23 protein-coding genes, 2 pseudogenes and 1 riboswitch are annotated in these 22949 nt (G+C 71.3%); of the genes and pseudogenes, 9 read left to right on the top strand and 16 right to left on the bottom strand.

Annotated features, from left to right (window positions below):
* Positions 1–43: 43 nt before the first annotated feature.
* The 3 genes from IEY61_RS08165 to IEY61_RS08155 all read right to left on the bottom strand — a co-directional run bounded on the left by IEY61_RS08165 (position 44) and on the right by IEY61_RS08155 (position 2075).
* Positions 44–514, bottom strand: coding sequence for a helix-turn-helix domain-containing protein (locus IEY61_RS08165; RefSeq protein ID WP_189042146.1), 471 nt, complete (start codon positions 512–514; stop codon positions 44–46).
* Positions 515–1019: 505 nt separating this feature from the next.
* The gene (locus tag IEY61_RS08160; RefSeq protein WP_189042488.1) at positions 1020–1220 is read right to left on the bottom strand and encodes a DUF397 domain-containing protein; all 201 of its coding nucleotides are present in this window, start codon (positions 1218–1220) and stop codon (positions 1020–1022) included.
* A gap of 6 nt (positions 1221–1226) precedes the next feature.
* Positions 1227–2075 carry a helix-turn-helix domain-containing protein gene (locus IEY61_RS08155; RefSeq protein WP_189042144.1) on the bottom strand — a complete coding sequence of 283 codons (849 nt, stop codon included), beginning with the start codon at positions 2073–2075 and terminating at the stop codon, positions 1227–1229.
* Positions 2076–2244: 169 nt separating this feature from the next.
* Here IEY61_RS08155 and IEY61_RS08150 point away from each other — a divergent pair, with 169 nt between their 5' ends.
* On the top strand, positions 2245–2451 hold the full coding sequence (locus IEY61_RS08150; RefSeq protein WP_189042142.1) for a hypothetical protein: 207 nt from the start codon (positions 2245–2247) through the stop codon (positions 2449–2451).
* 102 nt (positions 2452–2553) lie between these two features.
* On the opposite strand, the gene IEY61_RS08145 is transcribed toward IEY61_RS08150, so the two are convergent.
* From IEY61_RS08145 to paaA, 5 genes are read right to left on the bottom strand one after another with little or no spacing between them, the layout of a single operon-like run.
* Positions 2554–3723, bottom strand: coding sequence for a 2Fe-2S iron-sulfur cluster-binding protein (locus IEY61_RS08145; protein ID WP_189042140.1), 1170 nt, complete (start codon positions 3721–3723; stop codon positions 2554–2556).
* A complete protein-coding gene (gene paaD, locus IEY61_RS08140) occupies positions 3720–4196 on the bottom strand; it encodes a 1,2-phenylacetyl-CoA epoxidase subunit PaaD (protein WP_189042138.1) in 477 nt (158 codons plus the stop codon). The genes IEY61_RS08145 and paaD overlap by 4 nt, the downstream gene beginning before the upstream one ends.
* Entirely contained in the window at positions 4193–4918 is a 726-nt protein-coding gene (paaC, locus tag IEY61_RS08135; RefSeq protein WP_189042136.1) for a 1,2-phenylacetyl-CoA epoxidase subunit PaaC, read from the bottom strand. Before paaC ends, paaD begins: the two co-directional genes overlap by 4 nt.
* A gap of 55 nt (positions 4919–4973) precedes the next feature.
* The gene (gene paaB, locus IEY61_RS08130; RefSeq protein ID WP_189042134.1) at positions 4974–5285 is read right to left on the bottom strand and encodes a 1,2-phenylacetyl-CoA epoxidase subunit PaaB; all 312 of its coding nucleotides are present in this window, start codon (positions 5283–5285) and stop codon (positions 4974–4976) included.
* Entirely contained in the window at positions 5282–6337 is a 1056-nt protein-coding gene (gene paaA, locus IEY61_RS08125; RefSeq protein ID WP_189042132.1) for a 1,2-phenylacetyl-CoA epoxidase subunit PaaA, read from the bottom strand. Before paaA ends, paaB begins: the two co-directional genes overlap by 4 nt.
* A gap of 361 nt (positions 6338–6698) precedes the next feature.
* Between paaA and IEY61_RS08120 the strand changes: the two genes are divergently transcribed.
* Both IEY61_RS08120 and IEY61_RS08115 read left to right on the top strand, forming a co-directional pair.
* Positions 6699–7670: a hypothetical protein gene (locus IEY61_RS08120; RefSeq protein WP_189042130.1), complete on the top strand. Its 972-nt coding sequence runs from the start codon at positions 6699–6701 to the stop codon at positions 7668–7670.
* Positions 7670–8617, top strand: a complete 948-nt coding sequence (locus tag IEY61_RS08115; protein WP_189042128.1) for a serine hydrolase — start codon at positions 7670–7672, stop codon at positions 8615–8617. Before IEY61_RS08120 ends, IEY61_RS08115 begins: the two co-directional genes overlap by 1 nt.
* 233 nt (positions 8618–8850) lie before the next feature.
* On the opposite strand, the gene IEY61_RS08110 is transcribed toward IEY61_RS08115, so the two are convergent.
* Entirely contained in the window at positions 8851–9702 is an 852-nt protein-coding gene (locus IEY61_RS08110) for a menaquinone biosynthetic enzyme MqnA/MqnD family protein (protein WP_189042126.1), read from the bottom strand.
* A 92-nt stretch (positions 9703–9794) separates the two neighbouring features.
* Here IEY61_RS08110 and IEY61_RS08105 point away from each other — a divergent pair.
* From IEY61_RS08105 to IEY61_RS08090, 4 genes and pseudogenes are all read left to right on the top strand, one after another.
* Positions 9795–10274 (top strand): annotated as a pseudogene (locus IEY61_RS08105) (hypothetical protein); the annotation flags it as partial.
* 31 nt (positions 10275–10305) lie between these two features.
* Positions 10306–11205 (top strand): ABC transporter ATP-binding protein, encoded by a 900-nt coding sequence (locus IEY61_RS08100; protein ID WP_189042124.1) that lies wholly within the window; start codon positions 10306–10308, stop codon positions 11203–11205.
* A 13-nt stretch (positions 11206–11218) separates the two neighbouring features.
* Positions 11219–11956, top strand: coding sequence for an ABC transporter permease (locus IEY61_RS08095; RefSeq protein ID WP_189042122.1), 738 nt, complete (start codon positions 11219–11221; stop codon positions 11954–11956).
* Between the two features lie 97 nt (positions 11957–12053).
* The gene (locus tag IEY61_RS08090; protein WP_189042120.1) at positions 12054–12818 is read left to right on the top strand and encodes a VOC family protein; all 765 of its coding nucleotides are present in this window, start codon (positions 12054–12056) and stop codon (positions 12816–12818) included.
* 12 nt (positions 12819–12830) lie between these two features.
* Here the strand turns inward: IEY61_RS08090 and IEY61_RS08085 are convergent, their stop codons facing one another.
* The 7 genes from IEY61_RS08085 to mqnE form a co-directional block, all read right to left on the bottom strand.
* Positions 12831–13670 (bottom strand): ABC transporter ATP-binding protein, encoded by an 840-nt coding sequence (locus IEY61_RS08085; RefSeq protein ID WP_189042118.1) that lies wholly within the window; start codon positions 13668–13670, stop codon positions 12831–12833.
* Positions 13667–14761 carry a FecCD family ABC transporter permease gene (locus IEY61_RS08080; RefSeq protein WP_189042116.1) on the bottom strand — a complete coding sequence of 365 codons (1095 nt, stop codon included), beginning with the start codon at positions 14759–14761 and terminating at the stop codon, positions 13667–13669. Before IEY61_RS08080 ends, IEY61_RS08085 begins: the two co-directional genes overlap by 4 nt.
* Positions 14762–14835: 74 nt before the next feature.
* Complete coding sequence (locus IEY61_RS08075) at positions 14836–15771, bottom strand: ABC transporter substrate-binding protein (protein ID WP_189042114.1); 936 nt, start codon at positions 15769–15771, stop codon at positions 14836–14838.
* A gap of 63 nt (positions 15772–15834) precedes the next feature.
* Positions 15835–15970: riboswitch (adenosylcobalamin (AdoCbl) riboswitch) on the bottom strand.
* A 140-nt stretch (positions 15971–16110) separates the two neighbouring features.
* A complete protein-coding gene (locus tag IEY61_RS08070) occupies positions 16111–17988 on the bottom strand; it encodes a M14 family metallopeptidase (protein ID WP_189042112.1) in 1878 nt (625 codons plus the stop codon).
* A 173-nt stretch (positions 17989–18161) separates the two neighbouring features.
* Positions 18162–18473 carry a DUF4229 domain-containing protein gene (locus tag IEY61_RS08065; protein ID WP_189042110.1) on the bottom strand — a complete coding sequence of 104 codons (312 nt, stop codon included), beginning with the start codon at positions 18471–18473 and terminating at the stop codon, positions 18162–18164.
* A gap of 85 nt (positions 18474–18558) precedes the next feature.
* Positions 18559–18981, bottom strand: coding sequence for a hypothetical protein (locus tag IEY61_RS08060; protein ID WP_189042108.1), 423 nt, complete (start codon positions 18979–18981; stop codon positions 18559–18561).
* Positions 18982–19108: 127 nt separating this feature from the next.
* Entirely contained in the window at positions 19109–20278 is a 1170-nt protein-coding gene (gene mqnE / locus IEY61_RS08055; protein ID WP_189042106.1) for an aminofutalosine synthase MqnE, read from the bottom strand.
* A 273-nt stretch (positions 20279–20551) separates the two neighbouring features.
* Between mqnE and IEY61_RS08050 the strand changes: the two genes are divergently transcribed.
* Positions 20552–22111 carry a C40 family peptidase gene (locus IEY61_RS08050; RefSeq protein ID WP_189042104.1) on the top strand — a complete coding sequence of 520 codons (1560 nt, stop codon included), beginning with the start codon at positions 20552–20554 and terminating at the stop codon, positions 22109–22111.
* Positions 22112–22293: 182 nt separating this feature from the next.
* Positions 22294–22949: pseudogene (locus IEY61_RS08045) on the top strand (hypothetical protein); the annotation flags it as partial.

Raw genomic sequence — 22949 nt, 5'->3', positions numbered from 1 at the left:
TTCAGGCTACCGATGCCGCATCGCTAAAGCCAAGGTGAGAGGTTTACTCGTATACACCCAGGTCATCCTGCTCGGCCATCAAGGCTTCATAGGCCTCACGCTGTTGTGAGATACGGCGCCGACGGTAGGCCAGAACGTCCCCCAGCTCCACTCGTCGATGGGTGCCCACCTTGTGTGACCTGATCGAACCGTTGTCGAGCAGGCCGATCAACGTCGGTCGCGACACGCCCAGCACCCGCGCGGCCTCCGTGGTGGTGAGCTCTCGCGCCACCTCGCTCACGACCACGCCGTCCCCGCGATCCAAGACGACGCTGACCTGCCTCAACAGGTCAACCACCAGACCGGGAACGGCGACAGACCCCGCGTTGCGGCCCGCCAGGCGGACCTCATCGCGGTCAAGCTGCGACAGGAGAGCGAAGAGGGACTTCAGTGAGTCGTACTCCGGGCTGTCCTTCCGGCTGGCTGCCTCGGAAAGCCGAAGCGCCGTTGCCGCGAGTGTCGTCGCCGTGGCCATGATCCACTCCTCGCTGCGGAGCCCGCTGCATGAGGCTCGCGCATCCAGCTTCCGGCACAGTTGCAGTATTCGCAAGCAGCTTCGACTTATTTCACCTATCCAAGTCTAGCCCAGAGCTGACCTCTTCACCTGCCAGTCACTGGACCTGGCAGAGGGCTAAGGCCGACCGACGGGTGCTCTACGAGGAGCCGCACCGAGCGGGCCTGTCCGACCGCCTCCGCTACGACCACCTGCGGGCACACGAGGAGTGCCTGCTGGCCATACCCGACGCACCGGCATGATGCTGGGCCAGCCGAGGGAGATGGCGTGCGGCTATCCAACGGATGGCTGAGGAGTCACACACGGTCTGAAAGCGCGAAACCCGGCCCACCCACCGTCCGGAGGGCTGCCGGGTCCACTTCCAGAAGCTAATGCTCCTGACAGTTCAGAGGCTAACTCTCAGGCCCTGCAAAACAAGGCTTTTGCAGGGACCTGAGGTAAGGAGCCACGGCCGCGGGTGACCCGTTCACGCCCGATGCAGCCGCCCGAGAGCGATCACGAAGGACGACCAGGCCGGTCGTTCGAAGGCCAGCACCGGCCCGGTCGGGTCCTTGGAATCGCGTACGGCGACCGCCCGGGTCAGCTCGGCCACCTCGACGCAGTTGGCGTTGGAGCCGCTGCGGCTGGACTTGCGCCAGGCCGCGCCCGACAGCTCGACATCGATGATCACGGCTCACTCCCGTTCGTGCTCCGTTGCGACCTGCGCAACGAGCCGCACCGACTCGGCGGGGCTCAGCGCCATGCCGGCAAGCCTATCCGCCTCGCCCCGGAAGTGGGCCACCTGCGGCGCCTCCTCTAGAAAGAGACCGGTCAATTTGTGGTCGAGGTAGACCACGGATCGGTTGCGGGGAAAGTCGAGCAGCGCGAAGGAACCGTCGAGCCCGGTGTGCGCGCCGACCGCCAGCGGCACCACTCGCAGCGTGACGTTCGGCCGCTCGGCGGCCTCGACCAGGTGTCGCAACTGTCGGGCCATCACCCGGGGCCCGCCGAGCGCCCGGCGCAACACCGCCTCGTCGATGAGCGCGTGCAGCGCCGGCGGGGCGGGCCGACTCAGGATCGCCTGCCGGCCGAGCCGGGCGGCCACCCGGGACTGCGCCTCGTCGGCCGGCACCCCACAGCCCACCATCACCGCCTGGGTGTAGTCCGGGATCTGCAACAGGCCCGGCACCAGCAGCGGTTCCCAGTTGACGATGGTGGTCGCCTCGGCCTCCAGCCGGATCAACGTCCGGGACTCGTCAGAGAGCCCGCCGACCACCTCCCACCAGCCCGACTCGGCGGAGCGCTCGGCCATGCCGAGCAGCCGCTTGCGCTCGTCGCCGGTGACGCCGTAGATCACCAGCAGGGAGGCGACATCGGCGGCCTGGATGCCCTGGATGCCGGTCTCCATTCGGGACAGTTTCGACGGCTGCCAGCCGAGCCGGGTCGCCACCCGGCGCAGGGCGAGCTTCCGGGCCTGGCGCAACTCCCGCAGCTCACCGCCGAGCCCCCGACCGACGACGGTCGGCTGGTTCGCCTTGGACATCGCCACCTCCACTCACTCACGCCGGCCATCACACAGACGTACCGATTCGTCGCGTTGAGTATTGACTTGATCTCGCCGATCCGCAACGGTTGCAAGCAACGTTGCTGGCCCCGACCAGCCGCAGCCGTCGGAGGCGGAGATCGAGGCGGCCCGCTACACCGTGGTGCTGGTGCCGCCGGAGGCTGCCGAAGCGCTCGGCGACGACCGGGGCGAGGTCGGCCTGCACCTGTTCCGCGACGCGGACTGGGACCACTACCCGGCCCACCTGGATGACGCCGTGAAGCTGATCGAGGAGGCGTGCGGCGAGCGGGTGACGCTGACCGAGCACCGCTCCGACCTGACCTACTGGACCGCCCGGGTCAGACCCGGTGCCTGAGCGGAAGCCAGGTGCTTTGGGTGCATCTGTGGTTGCCAGAACGACAACAGATGCACCCAGAAGCTGCCGCCATCGCGGTCAATCAGCTCCGGAACGTACACCTCACGCGTCGTAGTCGATGGTGAGGGTGTCGGTCAGCGGGCTGGACTGACAGGTCAGGACGTAGCCGGCCGCCACCTCGTCCGGCTCCAGGGCGTAGTTGCGGGCCATCGTCACCTCGCCGGTGACCACCTTCGCCTTGCAGGTCGAGCAGACCCCGCCCTTGCAGGCGTACGGCAACTCGCTTCGGACCTTCAGCGCCGCGTCCAGCACCCGCTCGGCGCGGCGCATCGTGAAGCTCGACGAGCGGCCGTCCAGCACGATCGTCACGTCCGTGCCGCCGGACGCCTCTTCGGGGCGGCGGACCGGCTCCGGCGGGGCGTCGACGTGGAACAACTCGGAGTGCACCGCCGACTCCGGGACACCCCGCGCGGTCAGCACCGCGCGAGCATCCACCACCAGCCCGTACGGGCCGCAGAGGAACCACTCCTCGATCGCGTCGCCGGGCACGATGGTCTCCAGCAGGCGGCCCAGCCGTTCGACGTCGATCCGGCCCGAGAGCAGGGGCGATTCGCCCTGCTCGCGGGAGAGCACGTGCACCAGGTGCAGCCGGGTCGGGTAGCGGTCCTTCAGGTCGGCCAGTTCCTCGGCGAACATCACGCTGTTGGCCGTGCGGTTGCCGTACACCAGGGTGAAGGTGCTGGCCGGCTCGACGGCCAGGGCGGTGGCGACCAGCGACAGCACCGGGGTGATGCCGGAGCCGGCGACGACCGCACCGTAGCGGCGGACCCGGTCCGGCCGGTACGCCGTGGTGAAGTGACCCAGCGGCGGCAGCACCTCGACGGTGTCCCCGCGTCGCAGCGCCCCGCAGGCGAAGGAGGAGAAGGCTCCGCCGGGAATCTCCCGCACGCCGATCCGCAGCCGCCCGTGCCAGGCCAGCTCGTCCGGGGTGGAGCAGATGGAGTACGAGCGGCGCACGTCCTCGCCGCCGGAACCGGCCGTGCCGCCCGTGCCACCCGTGCCGGCGGTGTCGACCGCACCGGCCGTGCCGGCTCCGGCGGGCAGGCGCACCGTCAGGTGCTGGCCGGCGCGGAACGCGAAGGTCGGACGCAGCTCCTCGGGCACCGCGAAGGTGACCGCGACGGCATCGGAGGTGAGCCGATCCACGGCGGTGACGGGCAGCGGATGGAACACCGGCCGGCGACGGACCGGGCGGGTGATGGTGACAGTCACAGGGCCTTCACCTGGTCGAAGGGTTCGGAGCAGGCGCGGCAGCGCCAGAGTGCCTTGCACGCGGTGGAACCGAATTGGCTGAGCTGCTCGGTCTCCGGCGAGCCGCAGCGGGGGCAACGGACGGACAGGGTCAACGGTACGACCCCGTCGCGCCGGACCGGGGCCGGCGGGGCGATGCCGGCGGCGGCCAGCTTGGCCCGCCCGGCGTCGGTGATCCAGTCGGTGCTCCAGGCCGGGCTGTGCACCGTATGCACCTCGGCGTCCACGTGACCGGCGGCGGCCAGCGCGCGGCGGATGTCGGCCCGGATGACGTCCATCGCCGGGCAGCCGGTGTAGGTGGGGGTGATGGTCACCACGACCCGGCCCGTGCCCGGGTCCTCCTCGACTGATCGCAGGATGCCGAGGTCGGCGATGGTGACCACCCGGATCTCCGGATCCACCACCGCCGCCACCGCAGCCAGAGCGTTGCTCACCAGCGGGCCCCGGGATGGGCGCGGTGCAGCACCTGCATCTCCGCGAGCAGGTACGACAGGTGTTCGGTGTGCACCCCGTCCCGCCCGCCGGCCGGTGCCCAGCCGGACTGCGGCACGGCGAGCGTGGCCTCGGCGAGCACGGCGGCGACGGTGGCGTCGAAGTCGCCCCGCAAAGTAGCCGGGTCGATCGGGGCCTCCGGCTGCGCGGCGAAGAGCTCGTGGACGTACGGCCAGACCTGGTCGACGCCGGCCTGCATCCGCCGGTGCGACTCCTCGGTCCCGTCGCCCAGCCGCTTCACCCAGAGCGCCGCGTGGTCCAGGTGGTACGCGGACTCCTTACGCGCCTTGCCGCCGATCGCGGCCAGCCGCTCGTCGGCACAGCCGGCCAGCGCGGTGTACAGCGGCAGTTGGTACGCCGACAGGGCGAGCAGCTTCGCCATGGTCACCGCGAAGTCGCCGTTGGGCAGCTCGACCAGCAGGCAGTTGCGGAACTCGCGGTCGTCGCGGAGAAAGGCCAGCGCGTCCTCGTCCCGGCCGGCGCCCTCCAGCTCGCCCGCGTACGTCAGCAGCAGCCGGGCCGCGCCGAGCTGGTCCAGGGCGATGTTGGCCAGCGCGATGTCCTCCTCCATCTCCGGCGCCCGGGTGCTCCACTCGGCCAGCCGCTGCGCCGCGATCAGCGCGTCGTCGCCGAGCGCGAGGGTGAAGGCGAAGGGCGCGCTCACCGGGCCATCTCCGTTCGCGACTGCGGGGCTCGCAAACCCGGCTCACTCCTCGCGCTCACAGGTGGGCCACCCCTTCTGGCACCTCGTAGAAGGTGGGGTGGCGGTAGACCTTGTCGGCCGCCGGGTCGAAGAAGGCGTCCTTCTCGTCCGGGCTGGAAGCGGTGATCGCGCTCGCCGGCACCACCCAGATCGACACCCCCTCCTGGCGGCGGGTGTAGAGATCGCGGGCATGACGCAGGGCCACCTCGGCGTCGGGCGCGTGCAGGCTGCCGACGTGACTGTGCGCCAGCCCGCGCCGGGCCCGGACGAAGACCTCCCAGAGCGGAGAGGGATCGCTCGCGCCGGTTCGCTCGGTTCGCTCGCTCACGCCGCCGTCTTCTCCTTGCTCTTCCGCTTCGCCGCGTACGCCGCGGCGGCCTCGCGTACCCAGGCACCCTCGGTGTGGGCGCGGCGGCGGTGCGCCATCCGCTGCCGGTTGCACGGCCCGTCACCGGAGATGACCCGCATCAGCTCGTCGTAGTCGGGCTGGGTGAAGTCGTACGCCTGGCGCTCGTCGTTCCAGCGCAGATCCGGGTCGGGGATGGTCAGGCCGAGCACCTCCGCCTGGCCGACGCACATGTCGACGAAGCGCTGGCGCAGCTCGTCGTTGGAGAAGCGCTTGATCTTCCACGCCATCGACCGGGCGGAGTGGGTGGAGTCGCCGTCCGGCGGGCCGAACATGGCCAGCGACGGGTACCACCAGCGATCCACCGCGTCCTGGGCCATCGCCTTCTGCGCCGGGGTACCGTGCGCCAGGGTGTGCAGGAGCTCGTAGCCCTGCCGCTGGTGGAAGGACTCCTCCTTGCAGACCCGGATCATGGCGCGGGCGTACGGGCCGTACGAGCAGCGGCAGAGCGGGACCTGGTTGACGATCGCCGCGCCGTCCACCAGCCACCCGATGGCACCGACGTCGGCCCAGGTGAGGGTGGGGTAGTTGAAGATCGAGCTGTACTTCTGTCGACCGTCCAGCAGGAGCTCGACCAGCTCGTCCCGGCTGACGCCGAGGGTCTCGGCGGCGGCGTAGAGGTAGAGACCATGGCCCGCCTCGTCCTGCACCTTGGCCAACAGGATCGCCTTGCGCTTGAGCGACGGGGCCCGGCTGATCCAGTTCCCCTCCGGCTGCATGCCGATGATCTCCGAGTGGGCGTGCTGGGCGATCTGCCGGATCAGCGTCCGGCGGTAGGCCTCCGGCATCCAGTCGCGCGGCTCGATCTTCTGATCGGCGGCGATGATCTCCGCGAAGTGGCCGGCCAGGTCGACACCGGGGTCAGCCGCGCCGCGATCCCGCTCCGCGGCGGCACGCAGCGCCGCCTCCGCAGCCTCGACCTCGCCGAGCAGACCGCCGGACGCGTCCTCGCCCGGGGAATCATTGCCGTACATGCCCTCAGTGTTACAGCTGAGACAGAAACATGCCAGGGGGTGTCACAGGACTGAAAGGAAGCCGATCGTCACCGGCCGACCACCATCCGTGACGCTGTACGCCTATGACTTGGGTCACCGGCAGCCGACGAATCCTCGCAACCAACGCATAGCGGCTGGTTGTCCCGCCTTGACGGCGATTTGCCCGGTGCCGGATCCTGGCGCGTCGGCAATCCGCACGTAGACTTCCCACGTCATACCGATCGGCTACAGACGATTGCCGGGCTGAACGGACTCCCCCTCGGTCCGAGGCGATCCCCCACCGGTCAGTCCTGGCAGCAAGCCGGTCCCCCGGCCCTGAACATCTGGAGCTCACCCGCTCATGCGATCTCGCGTGATCATGGTGTTCGCCGTCACGGCGGTCCTGCTCGGCGGCGCCATGCTGGTGCCGGCGGCGTACGCCCGGCTCTCCGCCGGCGCGGCGACCGCCCGCGAGGAGACTGTCGCCGCGCCCACCCCCGAGCCTCCGCCACCACCCACCCTCGCGGCCGGCAAGGTCTCGGTGAACTTCAAGGGTGAGTTCTTCTCCTGGGCCCTGATGGAGCACGAGTCGGGCAAGATCTCCGGCTCCAAGAACCTCTCGGCCACCAGTTCCACCGAATCGATGATCAAGGCTTGGATCGTCGCCGACTACCTGCGCCAGCTCGGCGACAAGGAGCCGCCGGCGGCGTTGAAGCAGGCGGCCAGCCGGGCCATCCGGGACAGCGACGACGATGCCACCAACCGCGTCTACGCGGCCGCCGGCGGCTCGTACGCGGTGCCGGCCGGCGGCAAGCCCGGGCCGGTAATCCAGCGGGCGATCAAGATCTGCGGCCTCACCGACACCAAGCGGGGCAACGTCGCCGGCCACGAGGGTTGGTGGAGCTTCACCCAGATGTCTCCCCGCGACGCCGTGCGGCTCGGCGACTGCATCGTCGACGGCCGGGCCGCCGGCCCGAAGTGGACCAAGTGGGTGCTCACCGAGATGAGCAAGGTACGCGGCGGCGTCGCGGACCAGAATCCTCACTCCGGCGGTGGCCGGTGGGGCATCATCGACGGCCTGCCCGAATCGATCATCAGCCAGGGGCCGGTCAGCATCAAGAACGGTTGGACTCCGCTCAATTACGACGGCAACTGGCACGTCAACTGTCTCGCCGTCACCGAGAAGTGGAGTCTCGCGGTGATGCTGCGTTACCCGCATAGCAGCGGGCTCGATTACGGATCCGACGTCTGCGCCAGTGTCGCGTCCCAGCTCGTGACCCCACAGCCCGGCGGCGCCCTCAAGGTGCCGCAGCCGCCGATCGGGAAACTCTGATGGCCGCCCGCGGCCGCGACGGCCGCAAGGGCGAGGCATCCCCGTTACGTCTCATCGCCATCGCCTCCGTACTGATCGGACTGGTCCTCGTCTCGTTGCGCCTGTTGCCCGGTTCGCCGTTCGAATCCACCGCCGTCGCCGATTGGGGCCGGGCAGAGTCCCCGGCCGGGCGCGGCGGTGCCCTCACCGACCGCAGCAACCGGCCGCCGCCCTCGCCGTCGCCGAGTCCGTCGCCGGAGCCCGAACCGCTGCCGTTCGAAGCGAAGAAGATCGACCTGGACATCGACGGCTGGTACGGCTGGAGCGTGCTGGACCGGCGCTCGGGTGAGATCATCGGCTCGAAGAACATGGCCGAGACCAACACCACGGCCTCCTTGATCAAGGCCTGGATCGTCGCGGACTACCTGCGTCGCGCCGCCGACGCCGGGCAGACCCCGAGCAACGCGAAGCTGGACGACCTGACGAGGATCATCAGGGACAGCGACAACGAGCGCACCGAGCAGCTCTACACCCAGATCGGCCGGTCCGCCTCGATCAAGCGACTGCTGTCGACCTGCGACCTGACCGACAGCAAGGTCTCCAGCGATCTCGGCTGGAGCCGTACCGAGCTGTCACCTCGGGACACCGCCCGACTCGGCAACTGCATCGCCGACGGCACCGCCGCCGGGCCCAAGTGGACCAAGTGGCTGCTCAACGAGATGCGCCTGGTACGCGGAGCCGGCGACTTCGGCATCCGCAAGGCGTTCCCGGCCGCCCAGGCCAAGAAGATCGCCATCAAGAACGGTTGGGTCGACCGCACCCGGGAGCAGGAGATCCACGTCAACTGCCTCGCCATCGGCGACACCTGGACGATGGGCGTGATGCTCCGCTACCCCATCAACAAGGGCTACCAGTACGGCATGGACAACTGCCAAGCCATCACCGAGGCCCTCCTCTCCCGCCCCTAACAACGCCCCCTCCGCCCCCGCCGCGCGCACCGCGCCCCCCGCACGCCGCCCCCCGCACGCCGCACCCCGCACGCCGCACCCCGCACGCCGCACCCCGCACCCCGCACCCCGATCTTGCACTTTCTGTCGCCGCATTTCTGACATAAGCCGCGTAATGGCGACCAGAAGTGCAAGATCGCGGGGCGGGGTGGGGTGGGGTGGGTGGGGCAGGGCGTGGTGGGTGGGTGGGGCCGTCAGTGGGGGAAGAAGAGGGGGCCGGGGGTGGGGAGGGCGGGGGTTTCGCCGAGAGCGGCGGCGCGGCGGGCGAACTCGCGCAGGCCGGCGACCTGGCGGTCGCCGAGCGAGAAGTCCAGCGCCCGGAAGTACGAGGCGAGGGTGGCCGCGTCGAAGGATTCCCAGCGGGCCGCCGACTCGGCGACCTGGTCGAGCTCGGCCAGGCACAGGTCACGCGAGCGTAGGAACGCCTCGTGCACCTCCTTGACCAGGCCGGGGTGGGCGGCGGCGAAGTCGCGGCGAACCGCCCAGACGGCGAAGACCATCGGCAGGCCGGTCCACTCCCGCCAGGCCTGCCCCAGGTCGGTCACGGCCAGCCCGCGGCGGGGTGCCTCGTAGAGGGCGCGCAGGGCCACGTCGCCGATGAGTACTCCGGCGTCCGCCTCCAGCAGCATCTGGGTCAGATCCGGCGGGCAGCGGAAGTAGTCCGGTCGGACGCCGTACCGCTCCCGCAGCAGCAGTTGGGCGAGCAGCACCCCGGTCCGTGAGGTGGAGCCGAGCGCCACCCGGGCACCGTCGAGCTCCGCCGGCGGCCGGGTGCTGACCAGGTTGACCGACAGCACCGGACCGTCGCTGCCGACCGCCAGGTCAGGCAGGAGGAGCAGCTCGTCGGCGTGTCGCAGGTACTCGACCAGGGAGATCGGGCCGATGTCCAGGTCCCCCGCGACCAGCGCGGCGTTCAGCCGGTCCGGCGAGTCCTTGTGCAGGTCGACATCGAGCAGTGCACCCGAGCGCATCAGCCCCCAGTAGATCGGCAGGCAGTTCAGGAACTGGATGTGCCCGACCCGGGGGCGGGCGACGCGCTCGACCATGCCCCGACCGTATCCCCGCCACCCCTGGCCTGCTCAGCGGGCCGCCCCGGAAGTGGTCAATCCCGCATGCCGCCAGCGGAACGAAGCTGGGACGGACGCCGAAGACGACCCGGTGGACCGCCGCCGACGCCGTCCTGATCGACGAGGCGGCCGGCCGGCTCGAACGTCCCACCGGTTACGGGCACGTCGTGGTGGACGAGGCGCAGGATCTGTCCCCGATGCAGTGCCGGGTGATCGCCCGACGCAGCGAGCACGGATCACTCACCCTGCTCGGTGACCTGGCCCAGGCGACCGCGACCGCCGACGACCTGCGGCCCGCGGCGCGGGTCACCGTCATGCCGGCCACCCTGGTCAAGGGCCTGGAGTACGACCATGTCATCGTCATCGAGCCGGCCGCCATCGTGGGGGCCTAGCCGCGCGGGCTGCACCGGTTGTACGTGGTGCTCACCCGCGCCGTGTCCCGGCTGTCGGTGCTGCACGCCGAGCCGCTGCCCGCGCCGCTCCTCGACCGGCCCCCGCTGCTCGACCGGCCCCCGCTGCTCGACCGGCCCCCGCTTGCGCCGACCGGGTAGACCGGTACTGAACAACTGAAAGGAGGCGCCGGTGACCCTCGCCAGAGCTGACCGGGTCAGCCGCCGCTACGGCAGCACCCTCGCGCTGGACCAGGTCGACCTCGACGTGCGGGCAGGAGAGTTGGTCGGCCTGCTGGGGCCGAACGGCGCCGGCAAGAGCACGCTGATCAACCTGCTGGTCGGGCTGCGCCGCCCGACGTCGGGGCGGGTGGAGCTCTTCGGCGGTGATCCGCGCGACCCGGCGAGCCGGCGCCGCCTCGGCGTCACCCCACAGGAGACCGGGCTGCCCGCCACGCTGCGGGTCGGTGAGGTGGTCGACTTCGTCTCCGCCCACTTCCCGGATCCGATCCCGCGCGACGAACTGCTCGACCGGTTCGGCCTCGGTGAGCTGGCCCGACGGCAGACGGGCGGACTCTCCGGCGGGCAGAAGCGCCGGCTCGCGGTGGCACTGGCCTTCGTCGGTCGACCCAGGATGGTGGTGCTCGACGAGCCGACCACCGGCCTGGACGTGGAGGCCCGGCACGCCCTGTGGGAGGCGATCCGGGCGTTCCACGCCGACGGCGGCACGGTGCTGCTGAGCAGCCACTACCTCGAGGAGGTGGAGGCGCTGGCCCAGCGGGTGGTGGTGATCGGCCACGGCCGCGTACTCGCCGACAACAGCGTCGACGCGATCCGGTCGGTCGTCGGCGTACGCCGGGTCAGCCTCACGGTCGACGCCCTGCCGTCGTTGCCCGGCGTGGTCCGCACCGAGCGGGTCGACGGCCGCACCCACCTGTTCGCCCCCGACGCCGACCAGTTGGTCCGTGACCTGGTCACCAGCGGGATCGAGTTCCGCGACCTGGAGGTACGGCCGACCTCGCTGGAGGAGGCGTTCCTCGCCATCACCACCGCCGACAGCGCCGATACCGCCGCCGAGCCGGCACCCGCCTGAGGAGACCCCCGCCGTGCCACTCGCACTGACCCACGCCCGCTACCAACTGCTGGAGACGGTCCGCATCCCGATCGCGATCTTCGGCAGCGCGTTCTTTCCGGCCGCCGCGATGCTCTTCTTCGTGGTGCCGTTCGCCGGCAAGGATCCGGTGGGCGCGACCTTCGCCACCGCCTCGATGGTCACCTTCTCCGTGATGAGCGCCAACATCTTCCAGTACGGCGTGGGGGTCGCCGAGGATCGGGCCCAGCCCTGGGATTCGTTCACCCGGACCCTGCCCGCCGGGCCGGCACCGCGCTTCGCCGGGCGGGTCTCGGCCGGCCTGGTCATCACGTACCTGTCGCTGATCCCCGTGGTGATCATCGCGGCGACGCTGACCGAGGCGCGGATCACGCCGGGGGCGTTCCTGCTGGCACTGGCCACCGTGGGGGTGATCTCGGTGCCGTTCACGCTGATGGGGTTGTGCATCGGGTACGCGCTGCCGAGCAAAGCCGCGATCGTGGTGGCCCAGCTCGTCTTCTTCCCGCTCGCCTTCGGCGGCGGACTGCTCTCGGCTCCGGGTGCCGCGCCCGGCTTCATCGAGGCGATCGCGCCCTATCTGCCCACCCGGGGCGCCGTGGAGTTGATGTGGGCCGCTGTCGGCGATCATTCGGTCAACCCGTTGTCGCTGGTCACGCTCGGTGTCTGGGTGGTGGTGCTGGCCACGCTCGCGGGTTGGGCGTACCGGCGGGACGAGGGTCGCCGGTTCAGCTGACCTTCACCCCGTTGCCCCACGGCTGACGGGCGCGCAGTGCCACCATGCCGGAGGGGGTTGGCCGGACGGTGGCCGCCCGAGGTCGGAAGGGGTGGCCGTGGCCAGCGTCCCGTCGGGCACGCCCTGCTGGGCCGACCTGGCCACACCCGGCCTGGACGCGGCACGGCGGTTCTATCCGGAGCTGTTCGGCTGGACCGGTCGGGTCCAGCCGGAACCTGAGGCGGGCGGGTACACCGTCTTCCTGCTGGGCGGCCGGGCCGTCGCCGGAGTCGGCCCGCCGGCCGTGCCGGAGCAGGTGCCGATCTGGTCGACGTACGTCGCCACCGACGACGCCGACCTGGTCACCAGCCGGGTGGAACGGGCGGGTGGGCAGGTGGTGGTGCCGCCGTTGGAGGTCTTCGACCGGGGCCGGATGGCGGTCTTCACCGACCCTGCCGGCGCCGCGTTCAGCGTCTGGCAGCCGATGGCCTTCGCCGGCGCCGAGGTCTTCGACGTCCCTGGCGCGATGAGCTGGACCGAGTTGGTCACCCCCGATCCCGAGGGGGCGCGGGCCTTCTACGAGTTGGTCTTCGGGTGGCAACCCGAGGAGGAGCCGATGGGGCAGGTCGCGTACACCGGATGGCGGCTCGGCGACCGGATGGTGGCCGGGATGATGCCGCCGCTGGGTGACGAGTTCCCGGCGGACTCGCCGGCCTACTGGACCGTCTACTTCTCCGTCGCCGACGCCGACGCCACCGCGGCGCACGCCGCCGAACTCGGCGGCACCATCCTGGTCCCGCCCCGGGACGTCCCCGCCGGCCGCATCGCCGCCCTCCGCGACCCCGACGGCGCTCTCTTCTCCCTCATCGCCCTCGCCCCCTGACCGCGCCGAGGCTCAGGGGTGGCGGCGGGGGCGGGTGGGGAGGACGAGGGGGCCGTGGGGGGTGGGGATGACCTTCACGTGGGCGCGGTAGTGGCGGGAGAGCAGGGTCTCGGTTAGGACCTCGTGGGGAGCGCCCGCCGCGGCGACCCGGCCGGTGTCGAGCAGCACCATCCGGTCGGCGTACTCGCCGGCGATCGAGAGATCGTGCATGGTGGCCAGCACGGTCAGACCGTGCTCGCCGCGCAGCCGGTCGACCAGTTCGAGGACCTCCTGTTGATGGCCGATGTCCAGCGCGCTGGTGGGCTCGTCGAGCAGGAGCAGGGTGGCGCCCTGCGCGAGCGCCCGCGCCAGGAAGACCCGCTGCCGTTCCCCACCGGAGAGGGTGGCCAGCTCGCGGGTGCGGAAATTGGTCAGGTCCAACCGGTCCAGCACCTCGTCCACCACGGCCAGGTCGGCGGCGGACTCCCGGCCGAGCGGCGGGATGTACGGGTTGCGGCCCAGCAACACGTAGTCCAGCACCGCCATCCCGGGCGGCACCACCGGGTACTGGGCGACCGTCGCCACCACCCGGGCCCGCTCCCGGCGGCGCAGGGCGCCCAGGGGCGTACCGAAGAGCCGGACGGCGTCCGGCGCGGGGAGCAACCCGCCGACGGCGCGCAGCAGGGTCGATTTGCCGGCGCCGTTGGGACCGATCACGGTGACCCACTCACCGACCGCCACGGTCAGGTCGACGCCGGTGAGAATCGGTACGCCGTCCAGCCGAACGTGCAGGTCACGTACCTCCACGGCCGGCGGCACCCCGGCCTTGACGGATTCGGTCCCGGGCTGCTGACCGGGCGGCGGCGGGATCATGTCAACACCCGCCTCGCGGTGCGCAGCACCAGGACGAAGAAGGGGCCGCCGAGCAGCGCGGTGACCACCCCGATGGGGACCTCCTGCGGCGCGGCGGCAGTCCGCGCCACCACGTCGGTCAGGGCCAGGAAGGCACCTCCGAACAGCAGCGACAGCGGAAGGATGACCCGGTAGCTCGACCCGGCGAGCAGCCGTACGGTGTGCGGCACGATGATGCCGACGAAGCCGATCAGGCCGGCGGCGGAGACCGCGGCGGCGGTGCCCAGCGAGGCGGCGGCGATCAGCAGATACCGCGACCGTTGCGGATGCAGGCCCAGGCTGCCCGCCTCGTCGTCGCCGACCGAGAGCACATCCAACTCACGCCGGTGCAGCAGCACGACCAGGCTGGTGACCAGGAAGTACGGCAGCACCAGCCGGACGTCCTGCCAGCCGGCGGTGGCCAGCCGGCCGAGCAGCCAGGAGTACACCGCCTGGATGCTCTCCGCGTGCCGTTGCAGCAGGTACGTCTGTCCGGCGGCGAGGAACGCGGAGACGGCCACCCCGGCCAGGATCAGCGTGGCCGGCGAGCGGCTGCGCCCACCCGCCGCCCCGAGCAGGTACGTCATCGCGACCGCGCCGAGCGATCCGACGAAGGCGGCCAGCGGGACGGTGGCCGGCAGCCCACTGAGCGCCCCGCCCGATCCGACGCCGAGGGTCAGCACCACGGTGACCGCCAGCCCCGCCCCGGCGGCGACGCCGAGCAGGTACGGGTCGGCCAGCGGGTTGCGGAACACCCCCTGGTACGCGCCGCCGGCGAGGGCGAGCAGCCCACCGACCAGCAGGCCCAGCACCACTCGGGGCAGCCGCAACTCGGTGACGATGGCGATCTCCCGCTCGGTCAGCCCGCTGTCGAGGCGTACCCCCGGCAGCAGGTTGAGCAGTTCGATCGCGACGCTGCCGGGCGGCAGGCTGACCGGGCCGAGCGAAACACCCGCCACCAGGGCGACGAGCACCGCGAACGCGCCGAGCGCGAGCCAGCGCTTCCGCAGTCCCGCCGGCCGCACCACCGCGGCCGGCGGGAAGGAAGGGCCCCTTTTTAACGCCTGGTGCATGGAAAGGGCCCCTTTTTAACGGCAGCCGGCACGCGACGAACCACAGCCGGCACGGGACGAACCGCTGCCGTTGGTCACTCGGACGCCTTGGCGGTGGCGTCCACGATGGTCCGCAACAGGTCCACCACCCGCGGCCCCCAGCGGGATGCGACATCGTCGTCGAGCTCCACGATCTGGTCGTTGCGGACCGCGTTGATGCCCGACCAACCGCTGCGTGCCTTGACCGTCGCGGCGCTCTGCTGGCAGCACTTGACATCGGAGAGGAAGACGAAGTCCGGGTTGGCCTGGACGATCACCTCCTGGGAGAGCTGCGGATAGCCGCCGCTCTTGCCGTCGGCGTCGGCCGCGTCGGCGATGTTCTCCAGGCCGGCGAGAGCGTAGATCGAGCCGATGAAGGTCTTGCTGGTGGCGGTGTACAGCTCCGGGCCCAGCTCGTGGAAGTAGGTGGGGGCCTTGGCCCGCTGCGGCACCTCGGCGACCAGCTTTGCGATGTCGTCCTTCATCCGCTGGACGACGTCCGCCGCCTCGGTGGCGTTACCGGTGAGCGCGCCCAGCTCGGTGAGCTGCCGGTACGAGTCGTCGAGCGTCTGCGCCGCCGGGGTCTGGTAGACCGGGATCTTCAGCGCGCCGAGCTGCTCGACGATCTTGTTGCGATCGTCGCTGAGCACCACCAGGTCGGGGTTCTTCGCGGCGATCGCCTCGGCGTTCGGCTGATAGCCGGAGAGGTCGGTCCGGGGCGCGTCCGCCGGGAAGTTGGACTGGTCGTCGACGGCGGTGATCTGCGGGCCGGCGCCGATCGCGAAGAGCATCTCGGTGGCCGTCGGCGCCAGCGAGACGATCTTCTCGGGGCGCTGCTCCAGGGTCAGCGACCCGACGGTCACGGGAAAGGCGGCGGTGGTCGGGCTGCCGCTGGCGGCGGGTGTCTCGGTGGTCCGCTCGGCGCAGGCGCCGAGGGTGAGCGCGGCCACCGCGAGGGCGGCGGCGAAGACCCGGGGGGTACGTCTGGACATCGGTCCTCCTGTCGGTCGAGGAGTGCGGTGCTTCGCCGACAGGGAGCCTGTGCGCCCGTCCGCGAGGCGCCCTTCCTCGAGAGCGCAAATCGCGACCCGCCCCAGGCGACCTGGCTCGTCCCCGATCGGGGACATCACAGTTGCGGGACAGCGCCGGTTTCGCACCGGCTTCGCTGCGGCGGGTCGGTAAGACCGTAGCGCACGTCGGGACCGCGGCCCGGTGAGCGGGCCACGGTCCCGGCCGGACTCGGTGTCCGGAGGCGGATCAGAGAAACCCTTTGTCTGTTTCGCCCCTGAGGCGGGGCCCCGCGCGAGGGGGTGCGGCGGGGCCCCGCCGGCTCAGGAGGCGGTGATGGTGACGTTGTCCACAGCCGCCTCGACCAGGCTGGCGGTCGAGGCGTCGGCGGCCTCCACCAGGATCCGGACGGACTGTCCGGCGTACGGGGTGAGGTTGAGGTTGGACACCGTCCACGCACCGTTGCGGTTGCTGGCCGCGCCGGCCTGGGTGAGCAGTGCCGTGGTGCCGCCGCTGTGCACCACGCTGACCCGGAAGTAGTCGGCCGAGGACGAGTTCGAGCCGTGTGCCAGGTACCAGGCCAGGGAGAGCGTCAACGTGCCGCTCGACGGCAGGGTGATCGTCGGGGACCGGGCACTGGTCACACCGCCGTCGACGTCGTGGTCACCCGCCGCGGTGCCGGCGAGGCGGCCGGTCACCAGGTCGTTGCTGCCGGCGTACGGGATGAGTTGCTTGGCCCCACTGGAGTTGGTGGCCTGCGCGGCGCCCCGCTCCCACTGGCCCGAGGTCGCGGTGTCGGTGCCGTTGGGGTTGATCGTCCAGCCGGTCGCGGTCTCGAAGGTGTCCGACCAGACCGTGGTCCCGCCGCCACCGCCGCAGTACTGCGCCTGCTTGCCGATCGCCCGGTACGGGCAGTCGGCGTGCTCGGCGAGGATGAGCACCGCCTCCCGGTTGCGCGAGGTCTCGCGCGGGATCACCTCGTCGGGCGGGTAGAAACCGCCGCCGGAGGCCGTGCGCGGATACAGCTCGAAGGTGTACGCCCAGATGCCGTGCGTCGCCCACATCCAGTCGATGCTGCTGCCGTCGGTGATGTAGAGGTCGCTGGACTGCTGCGGGGTGAAGCCGTTGGTGGCCGCCATCTGCCGGCCGAGGGTGGCGAAGGTGTTGTACTGGTCGGCGGTCATCCCGGGGGCGGTGTCGTTGTAGGTGTAGCCGTACGGCCAGAGCACCAGCTCGGAGTAGGTGTGGAAGTCGATGTTGGCCTTGATCTGCTGGACTCCACCGACCACCCGACTGTTGACGAAGTTGCGCAGCGCCTGCGTCTCGGGTGCGGAGAAGGCCGACGGGCCCCGGTAGGTGTCCGAGGAGGTCGAGCCGGACGAGCCGCCGCAGCAGCCGAAGTTGTAGCTCCAGTTCCGGTTCAGGTCGGTGCCGACGTACGACGATCCGCTGTTGGGTTGGCGGTTCTTGCGCCAGGACCGGTAGGAGCCGGTGGCGATGTCGTACTCGCTGCCGTCCGGGTTGACGGTCGGCACGATCCAGATCTCCCGGTTGTTGACCAGGTTGGTGATCCGGGAGTCGGAGCCGTAGTTGTCGGTGAAGAGGTTGAGCAGGTAGACCGCCATCTCGACGGTCAGGTGCTCGCGGGCGTGCTGCTGCGAGTTGAACAGGATTTCCGGTTCGTTCTCGTCCACGGCGACGTTGTCGGAGATCTTCACCGCCACCAGGTCCCGGCCCTCGTACGAGCGGCCGATGCTGATCTTGCGGGCGATCGACGGGTGGTCCGCGACGACCTGGTTGACCACGGCGATCAACTCGGCGTAGTCGTGGTAGTTCGCGTCGGCCGGCGGGAACGCCAGGGTGCCGACGTCCCCGTGGGCGTGGCCCCGGTCGGTCGGCGCTGCGGCGACCTCCTCCAGCCGGAACCCGAGCCGGGCGATGGCGGCGGCCTCGGCGCGGGTGGCCGAGACGTGCAGCACCCCGTGTTCGGAGTAGTCGATCGAGGCGCCGGTTCGGGCGACCGCGGTTCGGTCGGCGAGCGTCCTCGGACCGAGCACCCGGTAGGGCGCGGCGGCCGGCTGCTCGTCCCGGTCAGGGGCGGGCCGGGCGGAGACCGGTGGTGCGGAGACGGCGAGCAGACCGAGCCCGGCGGCGACGATGAGCGCCAGTGCGCGGCGGACGTGGATGGTGCGGAAGGCCATGGACAACCTCCTTGAGGCGCGGGGATCCCCGCTCGGTGGTGGACAGCCCACCACCGGTCACATGGTCATATCAATATCGATCGTTCCTGGGCCCATCCCAGTCTGATCGTCCCGTCGGCGACATGTTTCCCGGTCCGCTCTTCAGCGAGGCCGAGCACCGCGCGCCGGACGGCTCACGCCGACGGGCCGCGCCCCTGCTGGGAGGAGTCGCCCGGCTGGTCGGCGTTCTCGTCGTCGGCCTGGTCGTCGCCGGCCAGGGCGGCCCGCAGCCGTTCCTTCTCGGAGCGACGGCGTACGGCGGCAACGGCCATGTCCTCGGCCATCTCGTCGCGCCAGCGCTTGAGCAGGAAGAACGAGAGCGCGGCGGAGAACAGCAGCGCCACCATCAGCTTCAGGAAGATGTTCATGTCGACCGGCCAGAGGGCCGCCACCACGACCACGAACAGTACGATCCGGCCCAGCGTGTACTTGACCGCCGCGCTCATGCCGTCGCCTCGCTCACGTCGTCACTCCATCTTTCCGCCGTCCAGCCGACGGCGCTCCTCATCCTGCCGTGCCGGCCCGCCGGGCTCAGCCCGTCCGCCGGACCAGCCAGCGGACGCCGGGGAACCAGATCATCGCGTACACCACGGTGAACGTGGTCGCCGCCACCCCGCCGGACAACAGCGGCGGCAGCCCGGTGGTCAGGCCGGCCAACGCCAGCCCGGAGACCATCGCCACCGCGAGGGCGACCAGTGCGGCCCCCACCCGGGCGGCGCCGAACTCCCAGGCGCGGAAGTCCTCCAGGAACAGCCAGGCGGGCAGGATCACCGCCAGCCAGCCGTTGGCCTGACCGAAGTCACCGGCCCCGAACGAGGCGAAGGCCGCGTCGAAGAGCACCAGCACCAGCAGCCCGATGACCACCCCGGCCAGCCCGACGCCGAGCAGGTCGCCCAGGGCTCGGATGCGACCGTCGGCGTCCCGGCGGGGAAACGCGCTCTGCTGCTCACTCATCCCTGACGAGGGTACGCGAACCTCCGGCGGCACCGATTCGCCGGCCGGACGGCAGCTCCCGCCGCCGCGCACCTCGCCTGGCGGATCGCCGACCCGACCATCAGGCCGGTGATGATCCACCCGATACTCAGGCCCAGACCTGTTGCGGCTCGGCCCGGCGCTCCGCCAGGCTCGGCGCGGCATCGTACTCGCGAACCACCTCGTAGCGGGTGTTCCGCTCGACCGGGCGGAAGCCGGCGTCCCAGATCAGGTGCAGCAGGTCGTCCCGGTGCATGGTGTTCGGCGTCCCGTACGCGTCGGCGTCGTGGGTGATCTTGTATTCCACCACCGAGCCGTCCAGGTCGTCCACGCCGAAGTTCAGCGACAGCTGGGCCACCGAGAGCCCGTGCATCACCCAGAAGCACTTGACGTGCGGCACGTTGTCGAAGAGCAGCCGGGAGACCGCGAAGGTCTTCAACGACTCGGCCGGCGAGGCCATCGTCGTCCGGGCCTGGATCCGGTTACGGATCTTGCCGTCCGCCGAGTCGACGAAGTCGTGCTGGTAGCGCAGTGGAATGAAGACCATGAAGCCACCGGTCTCGTCCTGCAGCTCACGCAGGCGCAGCACGTGGTCGACCCGGTGCCGGGGCTCCTCGATGTGGCCGTAGAGCATGGTCGACGGGGTCTTCATGCCCTTGCTGTGGGCCAGCCGGTGGATGCGCGACCAGTCCTCCCAGTGGCAGGCGTGATCGACGATGTGCTGGCGGATTTCCCAGTCGAAGATCTCCGCACCGCCCCCGGTCAGCGACTCGAGGCCGGCGTCCATCAGCTCGTCGAGAATCGCGTCGGCGGTCAGCCCGCTGATCTTCTCGAACCACTGCACCTCGGTCGCGGTGAACGCCTTGAGCTTGACGTTCGGCAGCGCCGCCTTCAGCTCGCGCAGCACCTTCGGGTAGTAGCGCCAGGGCAGCGTCGGGTGCAGGCCGTTGACGATGTGCAGCTCGGTCAGCTGCTCGTCCTCCATCTCCTTGGCCTTGCGGACCGCCTCGTCGATGCGCATCGTGTACGCGTCCTTCTCGCCGGGCTTGCGCTGGAAGGAGCAGTACGCGCAGCTCGCGCTGCACACGTTGGTCAGGTTGAGGTGCCGGTTGACGTTGAACATGACCCGGTCGCCGTTGAGCTCGGTACGCCTGTGCTGGGCCAGCCGACCCAGCCAGGTCAGGTCGTCGCTGGCGTAGAGGGCGATCCCGTCCTCACGGGTCAGCCGCTCCCCGGCGTACACCTTCGCTTCGAGCTCGCGCTTGAGTCCGGCGTCCATCGAAAGCCCCGTCCTTCCCTGCGGTCGCGACCGGCGCCCGGCCACCAAGCGAGCCTACGTCGGACGCAGCGGCAGCTCACAGCGCGGTCCGTCAACATTGGGCGGGGTCGGCTCGGCGCTGCGTCACCTCAGCCAACTCTCAGCTGCTGTTGCCCCTCCGGGCATCGACACCGTGGGGGCAGGTGGGGTAAGACAGAGTGGGGCATGACACTCTCGTCGCCCGAACAACCGCGTTCACCACGACGCGGTGCAACGCACCGGACGGGGAGCGGAATGGTCGACAGCGGACACGGGCGACGACGGCGGAGGGTTCCGGTGATTTCGCCGGTGCTGCGACCGATGCTCTGGTCCGCCCTGGTCAGCGCGGTCGCCAGCGCCGTCCTCGCCGCTCCGGCGTACGCCGAGCCGGGCGTGCCCGTCACGGTCCCCGACACCGGCAGCCGTCCGGTGGCGACCGGCCCGCTCCAACTTCCCGGCGGCGCGCCCGCCGATGGCATCCCGGGCGCGGTGACCGTACCGACCACCACCGGCGCCAGCGTGCTCGAAACCCAGATCCTCGCCGCCGAGGCCCGGGTCGGCGAGTTGGGCACCCGACTGCTCGAGCTGGAGCAGCAACGCGTCGAGGCGGAGAGCCAACTCCGCACCGCCGAGCGCGACCTGGAGTTCGCCCGAGCCGCGCTGACCCAGGCCCAGCAGCGCGCCGACCAGGCCGCTGCCGAGGCGATCAAGGTCGACGCCGCCCTGCCGCCCGGTGCCTTCGCCGCCGACCTGCGGCACCTGGATCTGCTCCGCCGGGTCAACCTCGGTGAACGGGTCGAGGGTGCCACCGGCCCGGTGGCCGGTGAACTGGCCCGCGCCGGCACCGACGAGCAGGTGGCGACTCAGGCGCACGCGGCGGCCGAGTCCCGGCTGCGGGGCGTCCAGGAGCAGTACGCCGCCACCGAGAAGGCGCTGCGGGACGAAGAGGCGAAGCTGCTCAAGCTGCGCGAGGACAACGCCGCGCAACTGGTCGAGCTGGCCCGCGAGCAGGAGCGCGCCGAGCAACGGATCGGTGCCGGCTATGTCGACCAGCCGACGAACGGGCTGGGCGCACATCCCACCGCGCAGGCCGCGGTCGCGTACGCCCGTAAGCAGCTCGGCGACAGGTACGTCTGGGCCACCCAGGGTCCGGACACGTTCGACTGCTCGGGGCTGATGTGGGCGGCATACCGTTCGGCGGGCTACTACCAGCTGCCGCGCATCTCCCGCGACCAGTACCGGGCGACCCGGTCGCGAACCGTGCCCCGGACCGCCCTGCTCCCCGGGGACCTGCTCTTCTTCGCCTCCGGCAGCAGTTGGACGAGCATCCACCACGTCGGGATGTACATCGGCGGCGGCAAGATGATCCACGCACCGAACAGCAGGGAGCGGGTGAAGATCTCGACCCCCAGCTGGTCCCGGCTCTACGCCGCCACCCGAGTGGTCGGTGCGGTGCCGGCCCCGTCGGCCTCGCCCACCCCCTCGCCCACCCCCTCGAAGCCTCCGACGGCCAAGCCGACTCCGACGCCGAGCACCACGCCGAAGCCGAAGCCGACCGCGACGCCCCGGCCGACCACCCCGACCCCGAGCCCGACCGGCTCCACCACGCCCACCACCGCACCCGCCCCGACCCCGAGCCGCACCACCGCACCCGCCCCGAGCCCGACCCGCACCACCGCGCCGGCCCCGAGCCCGTCGGACGACGAGCCGCCGGGCAACCATGACAGCAGCACCGCACCGACCACGGCGGCGACCAGCCGCACTCCTGACGAGAGCGACTCGTCGGTCACCCCGTCCACTCTCGGCGGTTCCTGACCGGCCGCGACCTCGATCGCCTCCCCGGGCCGACGCGGCCGCCGGCCGACACCGACGGGATACCCCCGGGAGCACTGTGGGCACTCCGGGTGTGCGACACCGTCGGGATGTGGCACGGTGTCAATCAGGCACTCCCGGTCCGGCCGTACGGGTCCGGGTGCGAGCGTGGCGCGGAGGCGAGAATGACCGAGCACGAGACTCCAGCAAGCGACCCTGGATCGGCTCCCGCCCCGACCGACGAACGCTCCCCGGTGCAGGCGGCGACGGGAAGCCTGCCGGCGGTCGGCCGGGCCGGTGTCCGCGGGCTCGCGACACCCGACGACGGTGTGGCGGGGACGCGCTACCGGGCCACCGCACCGGCTGTTCCGGCCGGGCACCGCCCGGAGCGCAGTTCCCCGCCGACCGCCCGGGCGCGGGTCAGCCCGACGAGCGCCGGGTCGGCGCCGAGCATCGGCGCGGCGGGCGGGAGTGGGCTTCCCAGGCAGCGGGAGCCCGACCCTGCGCAGCCGGCACGAGCCACTGTCCGGGTGCCCGGGATGAGCCGGGTGGGCGTGGACGAGGCGCACGCCGTCGGAATCGGCGGCAAGCCGTCGGCCGTCTACCGTTCGGCCCCGGTCGACCCGGAACCATCGGAACCCGCCCAGCCGCCCACGCCCGAGCCGGTGCAGCCGCCCGCGCCCACGCCCGTGGAGCCGCCGGCACCTGAGCCGGAGCCCACGCCGGCACCACCCGTGCCCGGGCCGACACCACCGTCGCCGGCACCGCCCGTGCCCGCGCCGGCGCCACCGGTGCCCGGGCCGTACCCGCCCGGGCCGGTGCCCGCGCCGCCGCCCGGCCC

This window comes from Micromonospora sonchi (assembly GCF_014646235.1).
Classification (GTDB): domain Bacteria; phylum Actinomycetota; class Actinomycetes; order Mycobacteriales; family Micromonosporaceae; genus Micromonospora; species Micromonospora sonchi.
Note: the sequence above shows the minus strand (reverse complement) of the source record. Positions and strands in the feature narration are given on the sequence as shown.

Excerpts from the sequence above, each read along its gene's own strand:
- mqnE (WP_189042106.1), bottom strand. The coding sequence starts at position 20,278 with ATGGACGCCGGACTCAAGCGCGAGCTCGAAGCGAAGGTGTACGCCGGG.
- IEY61_RS08060 (WP_189042108.1), bottom strand. The coding sequence starts at position 18,981 with ATGAGTGAGCAGCAGAGCGCGTTTCCCCGCCGGGACGCCGACGGTCGC.
- IEY61_RS08075 (WP_189042114.1), bottom strand. The coding sequence starts at position 15,771 with ATGTCCAGACGTACCCCCCGGGTCTTCGCCGCCGCCCTCGCGGTGGCC.
- paaA (WP_189042132.1), bottom strand. The coding sequence starts at position 6,337 with ATGTACGGCAATGATTCCCCGGGCGAGGACGCGTCCGGCGGTCTGCTC.
- IEY61_RS08120 (WP_189042130.1), top strand. The coding sequence starts at position 6,699 with ATGCGATCTCGCGTGATCATGGTGTTCGCCGTCACGGCGGTCCTGCTC.
- IEY61_RS08115 (WP_189042128.1), top strand. The coding sequence starts at position 7,670 with ATGGCCGCCCGCGGCCGCGACGGCCGCAAGGGCGAGGCATCCCCGTTA.
- IEY61_RS08110 (WP_189042126.1), bottom strand. The coding sequence starts at position 9,702 with ATGGTCGAGCGCGTCGCCCGCCCCCGGGTCGGGCACATCCAGTTCCTG.
- IEY61_RS08155 (WP_189042144.1), bottom strand. The coding sequence starts at position 2,075 with ATGTCCAAGGCGAACCAGCCGACCGTCGTCGGTCGGGGGCTCGGCGGT.
- IEY61_RS08165 (WP_189042146.1), bottom strand. The coding sequence starts at position 514 with ATGGCCACGGCGACGACACTCGCGGCAACGGCGCTTCGGCTTTCCGAG.
- IEY61_RS08050 (WP_189042104.1), top strand. The coding sequence starts at position 20,552 with ATGGTCGACAGCGGACACGGGCGACGACGGCGGAGGGTTCCGGTGATT.
- IEY61_RS08070 (WP_189042112.1), bottom strand. The coding sequence starts at position 17,988 with ATGGCCTTCCGCACCATCCACGTCCGCCGCGCACTGGCGCTCATCGTC.
- IEY61_RS08065 (WP_189042110.1), bottom strand. The coding sequence starts at position 18,473 with ATGAGCGCGGCGGTCAAGTACACGCTGGGCCGGATCGTACTGTTCGTG.
- IEY61_RS08080 (WP_189042116.1), bottom strand. The coding sequence starts at position 14,761 with ATGCACCAGGCGTTAAAAAGGGGCCCTTCCTTCCCGCCGGCCGCGGTG.
- IEY61_RS08085 (WP_189042118.1), bottom strand. The coding sequence starts at position 13,670 with ATGATCCCGCCGCCGCCCGGTCAGCAGCCCGGGACCGAATCCGTCAAG.